The sequence below is a fragment of the Mesorhizobium sp. LSHC412B00 genome, assembly GCF_000503035.1.
Taxonomy (GTDB): Bacteria; Pseudomonadota; Alphaproteobacteria; order Rhizobiales; family Rhizobiaceae; genus Mesorhizobium.
Map to the genome: position 1 here is coordinate 22249 of NZ_AYWB01000011.1, position 16629 is coordinate 38877.

19 protein-coding genes are annotated in these 16629 nt (G+C 63.2%); 7 read left to right on the forward strand and 12 right to left on the reverse strand.

Going from position 1 to position 16629, the window contains the following annotated elements; translation table 11 throughout:
• Nucleotides 1-2: 2 nt before the first annotated feature.
• Nucleotides 3-539, reverse strand: coding sequence for a hypothetical protein (locus X757_RS145070; protein ID WP_245264039.1), 537 nt, complete (start codon nt 537-539; stop codon nt 3-5).
• A 12-nt stretch (nt 540-551) separates the two neighbouring features.
• A complete protein-coding gene (locus X757_RS145065; protein WP_023726901.1) occupies nt 552-1523 on the reverse strand; it encodes a DUF3592 domain-containing protein in 972 nt (323 codons plus the stop codon).
• Nucleotides 1524-1686: 163 nt separating this feature from the next.
• Here X757_RS145065 and X757_RS145060 point away from each other — a divergent pair, with 163 nt between their 5' ends.
• A complete protein-coding gene (locus tag X757_RS145060) occupies nt 1687-2628 on the forward strand; it encodes a phosphoribosylaminoimidazolesuccinocarboxamide synthase (RefSeq protein WP_023726902.1) in 942 nt (313 codons plus the stop codon).
• Here X757_RS145060 and X757_RS145055 read toward each other — a convergent pair.
• From X757_RS145055 to X757_RS1000000168580, 3 genes are read right to left on the reverse strand one after another with little or no spacing between them, the layout of a single operon-like run.
• Nucleotides 2619-3533: a DMT family transporter gene (locus tag X757_RS145055; protein ID WP_023726903.1), complete on the reverse strand. Its 915-nt coding sequence runs from the start codon at nt 3531-3533 to the stop codon at nt 2619-2621. The two genes, X757_RS145060 and X757_RS145055, sit on opposite strands and share 10 nt — an antisense overlap.
• A complete protein-coding gene (locus tag X757_RS145050) occupies nt 3530-4138 on the reverse strand; it encodes a class I SAM-dependent methyltransferase (protein WP_023726904.1) in 609 nt (202 codons plus the stop codon). The genes X757_RS145055 and X757_RS145050 overlap by 4 nt, the downstream gene beginning before the upstream one ends.
• A gap of 28 nt (nt 4139-4166) precedes the next feature.
• Entirely contained in the window at nt 4167-4340 is a 174-nt protein-coding gene (locus tag X757_RS1000000168580; protein ID WP_023669054.1) for a hypothetical protein, read from the reverse strand.
• A 104-nt stretch (nt 4341-4444) separates the two neighbouring features.
• Here X757_RS1000000168580 and X757_RS145045 point away from each other — a divergent pair, with 104 nt between their 5' ends.
• Complete coding sequence (locus X757_RS145045) at nt 4445-5404, forward strand: LysR family transcriptional regulator (RefSeq protein ID WP_023726905.1); 960 nt, start codon at nt 4445-4447, stop codon at nt 5402-5404.
• Here the strand turns inward: X757_RS145045 and X757_RS145040 are convergent.
• From X757_RS145040 to X757_RS145015, 6 genes are all read right to left on the reverse strand, one after another.
• On the reverse strand, nt 5394-5900 hold the full coding sequence (locus X757_RS145040) for a DUF2314 domain-containing protein (RefSeq protein ID WP_023726906.1): 507 nt from the start codon (nt 5898-5900) through the stop codon (nt 5394-5396). The two genes, X757_RS145045 and X757_RS145040, sit on opposite strands and share 11 nt — an antisense overlap.
• A gap of 152 nt (nt 5901-6052) precedes the next feature.
• On the reverse strand, nt 6053-7117 hold the full coding sequence (locus X757_RS145035) for a GH25 family lysozyme (RefSeq protein WP_023684920.1): 1065 nt from the start codon (nt 7115-7117) through the stop codon (nt 6053-6055).
• A gap of 156 nt (nt 7118-7273) precedes the next feature.
• Nucleotides 7274-7465: a hypothetical protein gene (locus X757_RS145030; RefSeq protein ID WP_023669058.1), complete on the reverse strand. Its 192-nt coding sequence runs from the start codon at nt 7463-7465 to the stop codon at nt 7274-7276.
• A 116-nt stretch (nt 7466-7581) separates the two neighbouring features.
• Entirely contained in the window at nt 7582-7980 is a 399-nt protein-coding gene (locus X757_RS145025) for a GFA family protein (protein ID WP_023684918.1), read from the reverse strand.
• A gap of 187 nt (nt 7981-8167) precedes the next feature.
• Nucleotides 8168-9124 carry an alpha/beta fold hydrolase gene (locus X757_RS145020; RefSeq protein WP_023690161.1) on the reverse strand — a complete coding sequence of 319 codons (957 nt, stop codon included), beginning with the start codon at nt 9122-9124 and terminating at the stop codon, nt 8168-8170.
• Between the two features lie 117 nt (nt 9125-9241).
• Nucleotides 9242-9490, reverse strand: a complete 249-nt coding sequence (locus X757_RS145015) for a ParB N-terminal domain-containing protein (protein WP_023694150.1) — start codon at nt 9488-9490, stop codon at nt 9242-9244.
• Between the two features lie 169 nt (nt 9491-9659).
• Between X757_RS145015 and X757_RS145010 the strand changes: the two genes are divergently transcribed.
• The 5 genes from X757_RS145010 to X757_RS144990 all read left to right on the forward strand — a co-directional run bounded on the left by X757_RS145010 (nt 9660) and on the right by X757_RS144990 (nt 15344).
• Nucleotides 9660-11291, forward strand: a complete 1632-nt coding sequence (locus X757_RS145010) for a N,N-dimethylformamidase beta subunit family domain-containing protein (RefSeq protein ID WP_023726907.1) — start codon at nt 9660-9662, stop codon at nt 11289-11291.
• Nucleotide 11292: 1 nt separating this feature from the next.
• Nucleotides 11293-12666, forward strand: coding sequence for an aspartate aminotransferase family protein (locus X757_RS145005; RefSeq protein ID WP_023697593.1), 1374 nt, complete (start codon nt 11293-11295; stop codon nt 12664-12666).
• A 10-nt stretch (nt 12667-12676) separates the two neighbouring features.
• A complete protein-coding gene (locus tag X757_RS145000; RefSeq protein ID WP_023697592.1) occupies nt 12677-13606 on the forward strand; it encodes a 3-keto-5-aminohexanoate cleavage protein in 930 nt (309 codons plus the stop codon).
• Between the two features lie 209 nt (nt 13607-13815).
• Entirely contained in the window at nt 13816-14319 is a 504-nt protein-coding gene (locus tag X757_RS144995; RefSeq protein ID WP_031251395.1) for a GNAT family N-acetyltransferase, read from the forward strand.
• A complete protein-coding gene (locus X757_RS144990) occupies nt 14316-15344 on the forward strand; it encodes a histone deacetylase family protein (protein ID WP_023726909.1) in 1029 nt (342 codons plus the stop codon). The genes X757_RS144995 and X757_RS144990 overlap by 4 nt, the downstream gene beginning before the upstream one ends.
• A gap of 4 nt (nt 15345-15348) precedes the next feature.
• On the opposite strand, the gene X757_RS144985 is transcribed toward X757_RS144990, so the two are convergent.
• Nucleotides 15349-16611, reverse strand: coding sequence for a cysteine desulfurase-like protein (locus X757_RS144985; protein WP_023726910.1), 1263 nt, complete (start codon nt 16609-16611; stop codon nt 15349-15351).
• Nucleotides 16612-16629: the final 18 nt, after the last annotated feature.

Consider the following 16629-nt stretch of genomic DNA (forward strand, 5'->3'; position numbering starts at 1 on the left):
CGCTATTCATCGCTGCATCCTGTCAATGTGAAGGCGTCCCACGCCGAGCCGTCCGGATTGGCATTGGCGAAATCGGCAAATTCGGTGAAGCCCGCGCCGAAATCGGGCAGCAACAGCCCTTTCGGCGCCGGTGTCGCTTCGCGCGAATTCAGCTGCTCGGCGCCGCCTCCGGTCAAGGCATAGACCTGGCTCATCCATATCCGGCACATCCCGCTGCCGTCCTCCAGCCCCGCTTCGCGGTCGTCGTCGGTGCAGGCATGGCGGATGGTGCCGAGCGGAAACGAATTTTTGCCATTGGTCCAGGCGATGTCGGCCGGCAAGCGCGTGTCGGTGTTGGGCACGGTCACCGAAAACGCTTCGGCCGTCAGTGCCGCCGGTTCATTGTCGAGCGGCCGGAATTGCATCACCGCGCCCGAACGCGGCTCGCGGTAGGTGGCATGGCTGAGCAGACATTCCTTTGCGCTCGCTGCCTGCACGGCGTCGAGCAGAGCCAGGCAAACGACGGCCAGCCTGCGGACGATCATTGGATGTCTCGTCATGAAAGTGGCGCCTCAGATAAAACCGACCAGCCACGCCGCGCCGCCCAGAAACGCGGCCGAACAGACCCACAGCAGCCAGAGCCCACGCACCCGGCATTCCAGCACTGCCGAGGCCGGGTTGGCCGGGTCATAATGCACGTCGACCTTGCTGCCCTCCGCATAGCTGCGCCCTTGGCCGCTGACGAGGCCGGGCATTGAAGCGGTGACCGTGGCGCCGAAGGTTACGCGATCGGAGGTGTAGCGCTGGCCGGCGACGCCGTAGCTGTAAACGATGCGGGATTTGAAGACGGTGCTCCAGCGTCGATGGCCGCTGTAGTTTCGTAGCGCCTGCAGACCGGAGGAATCGATGCGGCCGGGCGCGACCCGCCATTTTGCCGCCTGCTCGGCAAGCGACTTCTGGACGAAGGCCATGCGCAGGATCATCAGGCCCATGAACAGCAGCAGCGCTCCGGCGCCGAGGTTCTGCGGCTTGGGCAGGTGCGGCCGGATCGCCTCCAGCACGCCACCGAGCGAAAACACCAGCACCACCGTGCCGATCACCAGCCCGGCCGAGAGCTTGACCATGAACTTGAAGGCGCCGTCCGGCAGGGTGCGTTCGATCACGGCCTTGCCCGGATCGGCCGGATTGTAGAAGACGGTCACTTCAGCGCCGGTGGGAAACTGCGCCAAGGTTTCGGTGACTTCGAAATTCCCCAGATTCTCCTTCACGCTGTAGCGCGAGCTTTGAAATTTCTTTTTACCGACCTTGTATTCGAAGGTGACCGCCGGAAAATTGCGCATCTCGGTGGTGTCGCTGCTGTCCGAGCCGACGCCCGACCTTCTGACTTCACGCGCCTCGACGCGCGACGAGATGATCTTGCCCGGCGCCGGCAGCCAGTGGCTCATCGCCTGCACCTCGCGCCATTTGACGAAGGTGATGAACGACAGACCGCCCGCGATCGCGCAGGCAAATCCGACAATCAGAAATTTGAGCTCTACGTCCACCGCGTCCCCCAGGAGTGCCGGAAGCTGCAAATAGATAGCACGGCGAAGGCAATGTCTTGATTATTCGCAAAGGACGAACCGCCCTTCCTCGGGTATCGAAGCCCCGCCAACTTTGTTAAGAGTCGCCCAAACTGTTAGGAGCCATGAGACCAGGATGACAGCACTGCGCGTTCTCTCGGATGCCTTCATTCCGGAACTCCCGAACCACTACAAAGGCAAGGTCCGCGAGAATTACGATCTGCCGGATGGCCGCCGCATCATCATCGCCACCGACCGGCTGAGCGCCTTCGATGTGATCCTGACCGCTGTCCCGCTCAAGGGCGAACTGCTGACCCAGACGGCGCGCTACTGGTTCGAGGAAACGGCGGACATCTGCCAAAACCATGTGCTCGATTATCCCGACCCCAATGTCGTCGTCGGCACCAGGCTCGACATTCTGCCGGTGGAAATCGTCGTTCGCGACTATCTCGCCGGCACCACCAGCACTTCGGTGCTGACGAAATACAAGAACGGCGAACGCGATATGTACGGCATCCGCCTGCCGGACGGATTGCGCGACAATGAGAAGCTGCCGCAGGCCATCATCACGCCGACCAGCAAGGCGCTCGATGGCGGTCACGACGAGCCATTGACGCGCGATGAGATCCTGACGCGCGGCCTGTTATCGGAAGAGCAATGGGACACCGTCTCGCGCTATGCGCTGGCGCTGTTTGCGCGCGGCAAGGCGCTGGCCGCCAAACGCGGCCTGATCCTGGTCGACACCAAATATGAGTTCGGCACGGACAAGGATGGCGCCATCATCCTTGCCGATGAAATCCATACGCCCGACTCAAGCCGCTACTGGCTTGCGGCAAGCTATGAAGAGCGTTTCAAGGCAGGCGAGCGGCCGCAAAGCTTCGACAAGGACTTTATTCGCGCCTGGGTGACCGCGCGCTGCGATCCCTACAAGGACCGTATTCCGAAAATCCCCGCCGAACTCATCGAGCAGACGTCGCGTGTCTATACGCAGGCCTTTGAGACCATCACCGGCAAGACCTTCACCGCCGATATCTCGGGAAAGACGGTGCTGGACCGCATTCGCGAGAACCTGCGCCCTTATTTCTGACGGCGGCTGGCGGCCGCGGGCCAACTTGCCGAGGTCGCGGACACGGACGGTTCTGGCGGAGCGCGCCACGTGCCGAGATATGATCCGCACAGGATGAGCGCGAAGGCCGCGACAATGCCGATATCGAGCGGCTCTGAAAGGACGAGCACGCCGGCTGCCACGGAGACGGCGGGCGCCACATAGGTTATGACGACCGCCCGTTCGGGGCCGATCTCCCGCACCAGCAAGAAGTAGGTGGCGAAGGCAATCGCCGTGCAAAACACGCCAAGACCGAGGATTGCGCCAACCACCGTTGTCGACGGCACGGCCGCCGGCCAGGCCAACGCCGCCGGCACGGCGTAGATCAGCGCGGCCCCTGCCAGACAGACTGCCGTCAGCGAGGTAGCCGGCACATCGTTCAGCCAGCGCGACGCGATGATCGAACCCGAGGCATAGCAGGCCGCGGCCATGAGAATCTCGACGACCGCGAGAAATCCGCCACCCAAGGTCGGCAGCGCCAGCACGAAGACACCGGCAAAACCGAGGAAAAGGCCAGTCCAGCGGCGTATCCCCAGCCGCTCATCCGAGCCCATCAGCTTTGAGAGCGCGACGGTTACGGCCGGCGTCATGGCAATCAGCAGTCCGGCGGTGGAACTGTCGATGCTGACTTCGCCATGGGTGATCAGCCCCCATGGCAGGATCATCTCGACCAGACAGAATGCGGCGACCGCCCGCCAATGTGTCTTCAGCCATCCGAAACTGCGCTGGACAAGGACGAAGGGCAGCAGCGCCAGGGCGCCGACGGCTGTTCGGGCAAAGACCAGGAAGGGCACCGACACCTCGGCAACCGCCAGCTTGATCAACAAATAGGGAATGCCCCACAGGAGGCTGAGCAGCACGAACAAAAACAGTCCGCGGCGCGTCATGACGGCCTCACAGCCAGAAAGGTGGTCCACTCTTCGCGATCGCGGCCGACGTTGAATTCGTCTCCGACAAGGACCAGCCCGGCGTTTTCGAGGCGGGCCGCGAAGTCGTCCCTGCGCCAGTAGACCGTATGATATTCGCCGCTCTTCTCGCCATCGCCAATGCGCATCGAGACGAGGAAGGCGCCGCCCGGCCGCAGCGCCCCGGCTATCTTGGCAAGCACCTGGTCGGTCTGATCGCGCGGCACGTGGATCAGGACGCACAAGGCCAGCACCGCGTCGTAGGGGCCGCCGAGATCGTCGGTGATGAGATCGAGAAACTCACCATGCTTGCCGCGTGCGGCCTGCAACTCGAGAAACCGCTTCGTTGCGTCTGTGCGCCGAACCTGGACACCGAGCCCTTCGACGAAGTCCGCATCGTATCCGGGTCCCGAACCGACTTCCAGTATGCGGCCACCTTTGCCGGCGATCTTCACCAGGCGCTTCAGCCATTTCTGTTCTCTTTGGTTCGGAACGTGCCGCACCAGAGCGTCGTAGCGTTCGGCATAGTCCTCATAGGCGTCGATCGTTTGGCGGCTCTTCGCCAGATCCTCGGACGGCACAGTCATCTTTCCCTCCCCTGGTCAAAGAGCTTGCTTAGCCAATGGTGCCGGGAGGCACGCGTCCGTCAAGCATACCGATATCCCTGAGGAAATGATCCGACAGCGAGCGGCGGTCGAGCAGGCCGCGCTTGCGAGGCCTGAACGGCGCGGTGAAGAGGTCGAGCACCGGGCGGCGAAGCGTGTTGTACAGAGCGATGGTGGTGGTCATTGCCGTATCCTCCAGGGTTTGATCCGATGAATGCAGCATGCCGTTTTCCGGGCTTGGTTTCCAATCGAACGTCGCGTAGTATGCATCAGCGGGATTGATGCGTCATGAGCTGGGAACTACCACCATTAGGAGCCATCAGGGTCTTTGAAGCCGCAGCCCGGCTGGGCAGTTTCACCAAGGCAGCCGAAGAACTCGGCATGACACAATCAGCTGCCAGCTATCAGATAAAGGTGCTGGAAGAACGTGCCGGAACGCCGCTTTTCATAAGAAAAACAAGGCAGATCGCGCTGACCGAGGCCGGACAGCAGCTGGCGCCGCACGCAACAGGCGCGTTCTCGACCCTGGCCGACGCATGGGTCGCCACCAAGGGTGGAGCGACCGGCGTGCTGTCGGTGACGACCATGGAAACCTTCGCATCGAACTGGCTGGCCGTATGGCTTGGAACATTCCAGCTGATGCATCCCGATCTTGCCGTGAAGGTGAATACATCGCACGGGCTGGTCGATTTCACGCGCGGCGACATGGATGTCGGCATTCGCACCGGCAGTGGAAAATGGCCGGGCCTGACGGCTCACTATCTGTTCAAGGCGGACTATACGCCGATGCTCAGCCCGAGACTCGCCGAAAGCGTCGGCGGCATCCACCGCCCCGAGGATCTCTACCAACTGCCGCTATGCTGTGCCGACGATCCCTGGTGGGAAATCTGGTTCAAGGCTGCCGGCGTGCCGTTCGAGCCCGATCGCGTCATCGCTGGCCCGAAACTGGGTACGCAGGCCTATGATGCGATGGCGGCGCTGACCGACAAGGGCGCCGCGATCCTGACCAAAAACCTTTACAGCGCCCTGTTGGAAAAGGGCCAGTTGATACAGCCATTCGACGTGCTTGGATCGGACGGCGACGGCTATTGGCTGGTGCATCTGGAGAGCCGCCGCAACGCGCCCAAAATCAAGGTGTTTCGCGACTGGGTGCTGGCGCAGACGGCAGAGATACGCGAACGCGAAAAGCGCGACAGCCCTCTAGGCACCGCGATAAAACTCGCCCCCGCCTCAACCCTCAGTCCTTGAAGGTCAACCCGTACTTTGCAACCTGCTCCTTCGGCATATCCGCAAGCGCCTGGCGCGTGGTGTAGCCGCCGTAGATCACCTTGCCGTTCTTGATCATCCAGTCCTCGACATCGGCCTCAGTCACCGTCATCCTGTCGCCCATCTTGTACTTGTTGCCATTGACCGGCACGTCGGCGAGCAGGCCAATATAAGAGCCTTCGCTGTAGCCGACCAGCTGCAGCCAGATATGCTCGGTGGCGCCGTTCTGGGTCAGCGGGAATTTTACCGTGTAGGTGCCGGGCGTGCCGGCGTCCATCAGTTCGTGGAAGCGCTTGAGGGTCGAGCGGCCGCTGTCCTTGGCGGCCTGCATCGCCTTGTCCTCGGTCGAATAGGACACGACGTTCTGCTTCGACTCAGCCAGCGAAGTGGCACTTCCGCCCGGCATATGGCCGAGCGAACTGAAAAACCCGTAGCCGACAGCGGCGGCAAGAGCGACAGCCACAACTGGATTGCGCATGGACCCCTCCGAAACCCGATCACGGGCACGTTACCGGAAGGCTGTTGCGATACCGCTAAAGGACAGAGTGAGCGGATCGTTAGCGAGACGCTGAAAATTCAACCCAAGGCGCATCGGCAGGCAGCGCAGGCGCACCGGCACCTGCCTGACGTTCAGTCGGCGTCGGCGACGGTCGTCTGCCCGCCTGCCCATGCCCGCCAGGCGCGCTCGTCGCCATGGAAGACGTTGAGGTCGATGCGGCCGGTCACGCCGTGCGACAGGCCGGAGCCGGAATACTGCCAGAACAGCCATTTGCGGCCGGGATAGACTTTTGAGGGATGCCGCGCCACGGCGCGCAGCCAGAACGGATAGTCGAGAAACGCACCCTTGAGATTGTCGCGATAGAAATCCGGCGCGGTGTAGATAATGGGCCGCTGGCCGTAATGGCGCTCCAGCTTGTCCATGAACACCTTCATCTTTTCCAGCACGGTGGCCCGCGACGGCCGCCGCTTGCAGGAAGATTCGCCGTTCCACTCGACATCGATTACCGGTGGCAGCGCGCCTTCGACCCTCGGCACATTGCGGATGAACCAGTCGGCCTGCTCGCCCGCAGTGCGGCACCAGTAGAAGAAATGATAGGCGCCGCGCTTCAGCCCGGCGGCGTCGGCATTGCGCCAGTTCTTCATGAACATCGGGTCGAGATGGTCGCCGCCATCGGTCGCCTTGATATAGGCGAAGTTGGCGCCCTGGGCACGCAGCTTGCCCCAGTTGACATTGCCCTGCCAGCGCGAGACGTCGACGCCGTGGACGGCAAGGTAGCGTGGCGAAGCCTTGCCGAAATTGATCGGCTTGGCGTCGCGGAAACCGTAGCGGGTGACCGGCGAGGCCAGCATGGCCGGCGCCGCGCGCGTCAACCGCTTCGGCGCAGACATCAGAGCGGCGGGCTCGAGCTGTGGTCTGGTGCTCCCCTGCGGCGTGCCCGCGACGATGGCCTCTTCTTCCTCGACCATGGAAAAGGGCGGCGCATTGTCGGCCACAGCGTTGTCGGCCACCATGTCGGACCGCATCGGCGCGAGGTCGGCGGTCTCCGCCGGAGCCGCTGTGACCGGCGCGCTCGGACGCACGACCGAACTGGTCGTCTCGTTCGACGGCTGCAAGCCATCGACGCCCGCTGTGGACGAACAGCCGGCAAGCCACAGCGATGCCAACATGAAACTGACGACGCCTGAAATCCGCATCTGGACCTGTACGCAAAACACAACAGACCGAAGGCAAACAGACGCCGCCGGACAAACCGGCCTCGATTACTAACGAGAAATTACCAACAAAGTTTGAATCAAGTTGTTAGGAATTGGCCCTCTTGTCTTCTCCCACAAGGGGAGAAGGGGAAGCCCTTACCTTCCCAGCCATTGCTGCATGCAGCTTTTCGCCACCACATGCGCCGGTGGCACGGCGTCGGCGGCCGGGCGGCGGGCACGTTCGAGCAGCAGGCGAACCTGTTCGGGGCGCACGCGGTCACGCTCCATCACGAGGAGGACCATCGGATCGCTCAAAAGCTCGTCCAGGGTGCTGATTCTGTCGCTCATCTGTCGTCTCCTCGATACCGGCCCGCAGACGACAGATAGGCAGGCAATCATGGCCCGCCAATGACGCTTTGCCGGCTATGTCGTGGTTTCGGGATTAATTTCCGGTCAGGCCGGCGTCAGTTCGGAGGCGGCGCGCCTTCATGGTGCGGCAGGCCGTCATCTAGCTGCAGCCAGGGCTGCTTCGAGGCGGTCCACATATGCATTTCCGGCTTGAACAGCGAGGGATCGTCGAGCGAGCCGGTGGTGATGCCGACGATGCCGGCGGAGTCGCGTCGGGAAAACAGCGTGGTGCCGCAAGCGGCGCAAAAGCCGCGCTTGAGGTCCGGAGAGGTGTTGACCGTCGCCACCTCTCCCTCGACGGTGACATCGTCGATGCGAAACAAAAGGCGGGCATTGAAAGCCGCGCCGATCACCTTCTGGCAGCGCCGGCAATGGCAGACGCGCTGGTTGAGCGGCGCCGCCTCGGTGCCGTAGCGCACTGCCCCGCAATGGCATCCGCCCTGGTATTTCGTCATCATTCGAACCCATCGCACTGAAGGTCTCTTGATGATATCGACAGGTACCTTCCGGTCAATTGAAAAGCCCTGATGGCGCCATCGATTGCGCCGATAGGACCAATGGCTGCGCCAAGGCTCCGTAGCTTCGCAGGCACAAAAAAGCCGACCGCCTCTTCGAGACGGCCGGCATGTATTTTCAGGCAAGCTATTTCGTTTCGCTGAGGACTTCGTCCCAGGTCTTCACCTTGGTTTCGCCATTGAGGAAGGGCAGTGCCGCGGCCGTCAGCTCCGGTGCGAAGAAGACGTCGTAGTGGGTGCGATTGGGAATGATGGCCAGCCGGTTCTGCGACAGGTTCTCACGCATCCAGCCGGCATCCTTCAGCCCGCCGCCGAGCATCTGGTAGAACTTGATCTCGTGCTCGGGCTTGTACATGTCGCTGTCGCCATAGGCCAGCATGACTGGCATCTTCAGCTTCGCCACATCGGCGGAATAGTCGTAATCCTTGCGCATGAAATTGCCCAGCGCATCGAGCAGTTTAGGGAAATCGTCGGGACGTGGGGCGACGGCGACGTAGGATTTGTACATCGGCGTGTCCTTCATGAAATCGGCGGCGGCCGCGCTCACCTGCGCCTGCTGGCCGCGCATCTCGTCATAGAAGCCATTGGCGGCGAAGCCGGTCGAGACCAGGACCAGACGTCTCACCGTCTCGGGATGCTGGACGGCCATACGGAAGGCGACGCCGCCGCCCAGCGAATAGCCAAGCACGTCGACCTTGTCATAGCCGAGCGCCTTGACGATACCAGCCATGTCGTCGCCCATCCCCTCCAGGCTGAAGGGTCGCTCGCCGAGCGCGGTGCGGCCATGGCCCTGCAGGTCGACGGCAATGATGGTGCGGTTTTCCGCCAGCTTCGGCAGCAGCGGCGCGAACATGTCCGACGTGCCAAGGCCGCCATGCAGCAGAAGCAGCGGTTCGCCCTTGCCGTAGACGGCATAGTAGTAATTCAGGCCGTCGATCGGCAGCAGGCCGGACTTTTCCGGCTTCGGCATGGCTGTTGCTTCGGTGGTCATGGCGGGCTTGGTCTCCACTGCATTGGCTGGGCCGGGCGCTGCAAACAAGGCAGCGACCGAGGCAAGAATGGCGAAATAGATTGGTCTGGACATGTCGGTCTCCTCGGGTTCCGCCCCAAGGACGAGCGAGCACGCCGCATGCCGACATGCCCTGCGAAAAAATCCGCGGAAGAATGACCGGTTTGGCTGTTTTCGATCGGGTCGCGCGCCTCAGTGGCGCTTGGCCTGCACCAGATAGGCGTCGATCTCGGTCTCGCCGAGCCATTTGGCGGCTTCCAGCCGGTGCAGGCCCTCGACCAGGATGTGGCGCTTGCCGTCATTGCGAACCTGGATCGGCGTCTTCATGCCGTTTTCCAGTATGTCTTCGGCCAGGTGCCGGACCGTTTCGGGATGCAGCGTCTTCTTGCGCGCCGTCGGCACGTAGATGTCGTCGACCTTGACCTTCTGCACTCTCAGCATGCCGGCTCCCGAGGCGGAACATACCGCCTCGCCTGAGATAGTCGGTTTGCCGGGTGCGGCCAAGAGCGGCCAAGCAATTGTGTCGTATGCAATTGCTGGCCCGATCGTTTCCATTTGACGCTTGGCCGGCAGATGGCCGAAATGGCGGCCTGTCACTTTTCCGGTGTTCATGACCCATCTGCCAACCGAATTTCCCGATTTCGGACTGACGCCCGAGCAGCGCCGCGAGGCAGTGCGCGGCCATTACTATGAATGGCCGGGAATGGACGGCGAGCGGGGCGAGATCTGGTGCTATTCTGATCGATTTTCCTACCGCGCCGGCGAGACCGTGACGCTGCATGTCAGCTCGACGGCGCCGCGCTTCAGCATTGTCATTGTCCGCGACGGCGGCAGCGAGACAAAGGTCTTCGAGCAAACGGGGCTTTCGGCGCGCTGGCAGGATACGCCCGACCAGTGCTCGGTCGAAGGCTGCGGCTGGGAGGCGTCTTTCGAATTTCGCATCGGCGACGATTGGCCATCCGGCGCCTATCGGCTGACGCTGACGGCGGACGGGCGCGAGCCCATCCATTGCCATCACCTCATCATCGTCGCGCCCCTGCCCGGCAGAAAACCCGGTCGCGTGCTGCAGGTGGCGGCGACCGGCACCTGGCTGTCCTACAACACATGGGGCGGCTCCAACGCCTATCAGGGCATCACCGGCCCGGGCCGCGACCAGTATGCGCGCATGGTGTCGACGCAGCGGCCTTGGTGCCGTGGCTTCGTGGTGTTGCCCAAGGACGCGCCGCGCGTGCCGCTGGAGGTTGCCGTGCCGCCGAAAACAGTGCCGCGCTATCCGCACATGGAATGGGCGTACGCCACGGGACATTCGAAGAAATACACCTCCTCCGGCTGGGCGAGCTATGACAGCCACTTCTTCCGCTTTGCCGAGCGCGCCGGCTATGGCGTCGATCTCGCCAGCCAGCACGATTTGCACTTCTCGCCCGAAATCCTCGATGGTTATGACTGTGTGGTCTTCGTCGGCCATGACGAGTACTGGACCTGGGAGATGCGGGACGCCGTCGACAGCTACGTCGAGCGCGGCGGTCATGCGGCTCGCTTTGCCGGCAATTTCATGTGGCAGACAAGGCTCGAGGACGAAGGCCGCCGGCAGGTCTGCTACAAATACCGGGCGCGCGCCGAAGACCCGGCCTATGGCGGCGACGTCACCCGCGCCACCAATTCCTGGGAAGCGCCGGAGATCGGCCGTCCCGGCGCAATGACCTTCGGCCTCAACGCAACGCGCGGCGTCTATGCCGGCTGGGGCGGATGCGCACCGCGCGGCGTGCGCGGCTTTCCGGTCTATCGGCCCGAGCACTGGGCCTTTGCCGGCACCGGCATGTACTATGGCGACCTGCTCGGCGCCGACAGCCATGTCTATGGCTATGAGGTCGACGGGCTCGATTTCGAGATCCGCGGCGGCCTGCCCTATCCGACACCGGACAGCGGTGCGCCTGACGGGCTGCAGGTGCTGGCCGTCGGCGTGGCGAGCCAGGTCGAGGAAAGCGCCGACATCCCGATCGAGGACCAGTTTCTCACCGACGAGGATGGCCGCTTTACGGCCGAAACGCTGTTTGGCGAGGCGACCGACGCCAATCTGGAAAAGGTCAAACGCGGCAACGGCATGATCGTCAATTTCCCGCGCGGCAAGGGCGAGGTTTTCCACGCCGGAAGCTGCGAATGGGTGGCCGGCCTGCTCAGGCAGGATCCGATGGTCGAGCGCGTGACCAGGAATGTAATCGATCGCTACCTCGGAAAGACCTGACATGCAGAAGCCCTCCTCCGCCGGTTCAGAAGTGCGCGCGCCATCGCACCTGTTCTACCTCTCCAGCCTGCGGCGGCCGCTGATCGACCGCGCCGAAGGCATTTATATGTGGACGCAGGACGGCCGCCGCTTCATCGACGGATCGAGCGGGCCGATGGTCGCCAATATCGGCCATTCCAACCGCAACGTGCTCGACGCCATGAAGCGGCAGATGGACCGCGCCACCTTCGCCTACCGGCTGCATTTCGAGAACGAACCGGCGGAAGAACTGGCGCGGGAACTCGCCGGCAAACTGCCGGAGGGCATGGACCGAATCTTCTTCGTCTCCGGCGGTTCGGAGGCGACGGAATCCTGCATCAAGCTGGCGCGGCAATGGGCGGTCGCGACCGGCCAGCCGAAGCGCTGGAAGGTTATCACGCGTTTTCCCTCCTATCATGGCGGCACGCTGGGTTCGCTTTCGATAACCGGCGACGATGCGCTGGCCGAAACGTTCACACCGATGATGCGGGTGATGCCGACCGTGCCGGCGCCGACGGCATGGCGCGACCGCGACAATCTTTCGATGGAGCAGCGCGGCGTCCGCTATGCCGACATGCTGGAGGAGAAGATCCAGGCCGAGGGCCCGGACAGCGTGCTCGCCTTCATCATGGAGCCGATCGGCGGTGCGGCGACTTCGGCCCTCGTCGCACCGGACAGCTATTATCCGCGTATACGCGAGATCTGCGACCGCTACGGCATCTTGCTCATCCATGATGAAGTGATGAGCGGCGCCGGCCGCACCGGAAAATTCCTTGGCGGCGACCATTGGAACTGCAAGCCCGACATCGTCGCGCTGTCGAAGGGGCTTGGCTCCGGCTATGCGCCGCTCGGCGCGCTGGCCGCCCCGATGCGGCTGGTCGAGCCGCTGCTGGCGTCGGGCGGCTTCCAGCATGGCCACACCTATGCCGGCAATCCGCTCGCCTGCGCGGCCGGGCTCGCCGTGCTCGGCGAGATGGACCGCCTCGACCTGATCGCCAACGCCGCCGCGATGGGCGACGTGCTGATGGACGGGCTGAAAGGGCTGGCGAAGCGTTTTCCGTTCATCGCCGATGTCCGAGGCAAAGGCCTGCTCACCGGCGCCGAGATGGTTGCCGATCCCGAAACTCTACGGCCGATCGAACAGGGCAAGAAAGCCACGCAGCGCCTGCTCGACCTCGCCTACGAGCGCGGGCTGATCATCTACGGCCGCAGGGTCAAGGGCGGTGTCGACGGCGACAATTTCATGGTGGCGCCGCCGATGATCGTCACGGCTGAAGAGGTCGGCGAGATCATTTCCATCATCGGCGATTCGCTGGAAGTTCTGGCCGCCGAACTCGACCTGCCGGTCGAAGGCTGAGGGCTAAAGAATGGCGCCGAGGAAAGTCATCATCACCTGCGCGGTCACTGGCTCGGTGCACACCCCGTCCATGTCGCCCTATCTGCCGGTGACGCCGGACCAGATCGCGACCGACGCCATCGCGGCGGCCGAGGCTGGCGCCTCAATCCTGCATCTCCACGCCCGCGATCCCAAAGACGGCCGGCCGACCGCCGATCCTGAGGTGTTCATGCAGTTCCTGCCGCGCATCAAGCAAGCGACCGATGCGGTGATCAACATCACCACCGGCGGTTCGTCGCTGATGACGCTCGACCAGCGGCTGGCGGCACCACTGCGGGCCGAGCCGGAAATGTGCTCGCTCAACATGGGCTCGATGAATTTCGCGCTGTTCCCGATGCTCGACAAGCCAAGGGAGTGGCAGCACGAGTGGGAACCAAAGCTGCTCGAAGCCACGCGCGACACCATCTTCAAGAACACCTTTGCCGATATGGAAGGCGTGCTCGAAAGGCTCGGCAAGGGCTGCGGCACGCGCTTTGAGTTCGAATGCTACGATGTCGGCCATCTCTATTCGCTGGCGCATTTTCGCGACCGCGGGCTGGTGTCGGGGCCGCTGTTCATCCAGTTCGTGCTCGGCATTCTCGGCGGCATCGGCGCCGATCCCGACAATCTCATCCATATGAAGCGCATCGCCGACAAGCTGTTCGGCGACAGCTACCAGTTCTCGGTGCTCGCCGCCGGCCGCCATCAGATGCCCCTGATCTCGATCGCGGCGGCGATGGGCGGCAATGTCCGCGTCGGGCTGGAGGACAGTCTCTACGATGGACGGCAATTGGCGAAATCCAATGCCGATCAGGTGCGCAGGATACGCGCCATTCTCGACGGGTTGTCGCTGGAAGTCGCAACGCCGACCGAGGCGCGCGAGATGCTGGCGCTGAAGGGTGGCGATAGGGTGGCGTTTTGAGATGATTGATCTGCGATGATGGCGTTCTGGCACACCCCCCTCTGGCCTGCCGGCCATCTCCCCCTCAAGGGGGGAGATCGGATGTCACTGCGGCCTTCGCCAATCTCAATCGTTGCAAAATGGATGGCAGCGCCAAAGCTGCCAATCTCCCCCCTTGAGGGTGAGATGTCCGGCAGGACAGCGGGGGGTGCCTGGGCGCCTTGCCTATCGTGAGTACAGTCACCCTCCGCCCCGGCACCATCGACGACGTCGACACCATCCATGCCGCGCTGCTCAAGCTCGGCACCCATATCGGCGCGCATCAGGAGATCACGTCCACTGCCGACGATCTCCGCCGCTACGGCTTTGGCGACAAACCCGCCTTCTCCACCCTGATCGCCGAGATCGGCGGCGATTTTGCGGGGCTCTGCCTGCATTTCCCGATCTTCTCGACATGGATGGGGCGGCCCGGCGTCTATATCCAGGACCTCTATGTCGAGGACCGGTTTCGCGGCCGCAAGATCGGCGAAAGACTGCTGCGCCGGGTCGCGCGCGACTGCCGCCGGGATGGCGGCGCCTATCTCAGGCTGTCCGTCGACACCGGCAATGACGGCGCCAAGGCTTTTTATGAGAGACTGGGCATCGCCTGGTCGAGCTACGAGCAGACGCAGAAGATTGTTGGCGATGCCTTTTTCGCCTTTGCCGATGCAGCGCAGGATGGGGACGCGGAATGAAAGCCTTCTTTGCCGAGGAGCAGAAACGCCACGACCCGAAGGCCTTTCTGTCCAGCGGTGCGCCGCAGCCCAATCCCGAACAGCCGGAGCGGGTAGAGCGATTGTTAGCCGGCGCAAAATCCGCCGGATTGATGATCGAGCGGCCCAGGGAACATGGCCTAGGCCCGGTGGCGGCCGTGCATACGCCGGAGTATCTCGCCTTCCTCGAACACATTTTTGCGCGCTGGCAGCGCATCGAGAGCGCATCCGCGGAAGTCATCCCCAACATCCATCCACTGGCCCGCACAGGGTCCTATCCGGCCTCGGCGGTCGGCCAGGCCGGCTACCACATGGCCGACACCGCTTGCCCGATTTCGGCCGAGACCTGGCAGAGCGCGCTGTGGAGCGCCTGGAGCGCGGTCGAGGCGGCTGAAACCGTCATGGCTGGCGCGCCCGCCGCCTATGCGCTCTGCCGGCCACCCGGGCACCATGCCTTTGCCGATGTCGCCGGCGGCTTCTGCTTCATCAACAATTCAGCGGTCGCGGCCCAGGTGTTGCGCAAGCAGGCAGCGCGGGTGGCGATCCTCGATGTCGACCTGCATCACGGCAATGGCACGCAAGGCATCTTTTATACGCGTTCCGACGTCCTGACGGTGTCGCTGCACGCCGATCCGGTGCGCTTCTATCCGTTCTTCTGGGGCCATGCCGATGAGCGCGGCGAAGGTCCGGGCCTCGGCTATAATTTCAACCTGCCATTGCCGCGCAAATCAGCCGACGCGGCGTTTCTGGAGGCCCTCGAAGTGGCGTTCCAGCGTATCCGCGCCTTTTCGCCGGACGCGCTGGTCGTGGCGCTCGGTCTCGATGCGTTCGAGGGCGATCCGTTCGGCGGGCTTTCGGTGACCACGCCCGGTTTCTCGCGGATCGGCGAGGCAATTGCCAAGCTCGGCCTGCCGACGGTTATCGTCCAGGAAGGCGGCTATCTTTGCGACGCGCTCGGCGACAATCTCACGGCGTTCCTCACCGGTTTCGGCGGCAAACAGCGATAGCTGACTAGCGCTGCTGCCTCAGCATGGCGATCACCCGGTGCACGCTTTCCAACGTCTCGTCGATCTCTGCCGCCGTGTTGTAGTGCGCAATACCGATGCGCACGACGCCCTGCTCGGCCGGAATGCCGAGATGGTGGACGATCTCCCAGGCGTAGTTGTGACCCGACCATAGAAAAATGTTCTCGGCATTCATCTGCCGCACGATCGTCTCTGGCACGATGCCGTCGACGGTGAAGGACACGGTCGGCACGCGCTCAATGACACGCTTCTGATCGGTGATGCCGCGGATGGTCAGGCCCTCAATGGCGGACAGCCCATCGATCAGCCTCAGCGCCAGCGGGTTTTCGTAGGCGATCGACACTTCGTATGCCTTTGCGATCTTTTGCCTGCGCGAACCGCCCTCGCCGGCCGCAGCACCGAGTTCGGCGAAGTAATCGACCGCTGCGGTAAGCCCGGCCATCAGTTCGATCTGCGGCGTGCCGAGTTCGAAGCGCTCCGGCAGGCCATTGGAAGAGCAACGGCATTTGTAGGGTTGCAGCGCATCGATGATGTCGCGGCGTCCCCACAATATGCCCATATGCGGGCCGAAGAATTTGTAGGCCGAGCAGATCAGGAAGTCGCAGCCGAGATCCTGCACGTCGACCAGCCCATGCGGCGCGAACTGCACGGCGTCGACATAGACCACCGCGCCGGCCTGTTTGGCGATGGCCGTCAGCGCTTTCACCCGATTGATCGAGCCGGTGAGGTTCGAGGCATAGTTCAGCGCAACGAGTTTTGTCCTGTCGGTAAGCAGAGCGCTGAGCGCCGCCTCCTCGACCTGCCAGCTGTTCTCGTCGAAAGGCAGGAAGCGCACCAAGAGGCCAAGATCTTCGGCCAGTTGCAGCCAGGGCGAGACATTGCCCTCATGATCCATGCGGGTGACGATGATCTCGTCGCCCGGCTTGAAGCCGCGGCCGAGCGTGCGCGACATGTGATAGGTCAGCGTCGTCATGTTGGCGCCGATGATTATTTCCTCCGCGCTCGCTGCACCCAGGAAATCGGCCATCGCCTCATGGGCGTCGTCGAACACCTTTTGCGCGGCAAGCGTGGTTTCGAAATAGCCGCCGAGATTGGCGTTGGTGGTGAGGAGGCAGCGCGCCACCGCGTCGGCAACCGCTTGCGGCACCTGCGTGCCGGCCGGATTGTCGAGATAGATGCGCCGGCGGCCCTTGTCGGTCAGGTCCAGCGCCGGAAATTTTCCCCTGACGGCCTCGATCGGAAAATCCATGGCTGTCCCCTTCCCCTT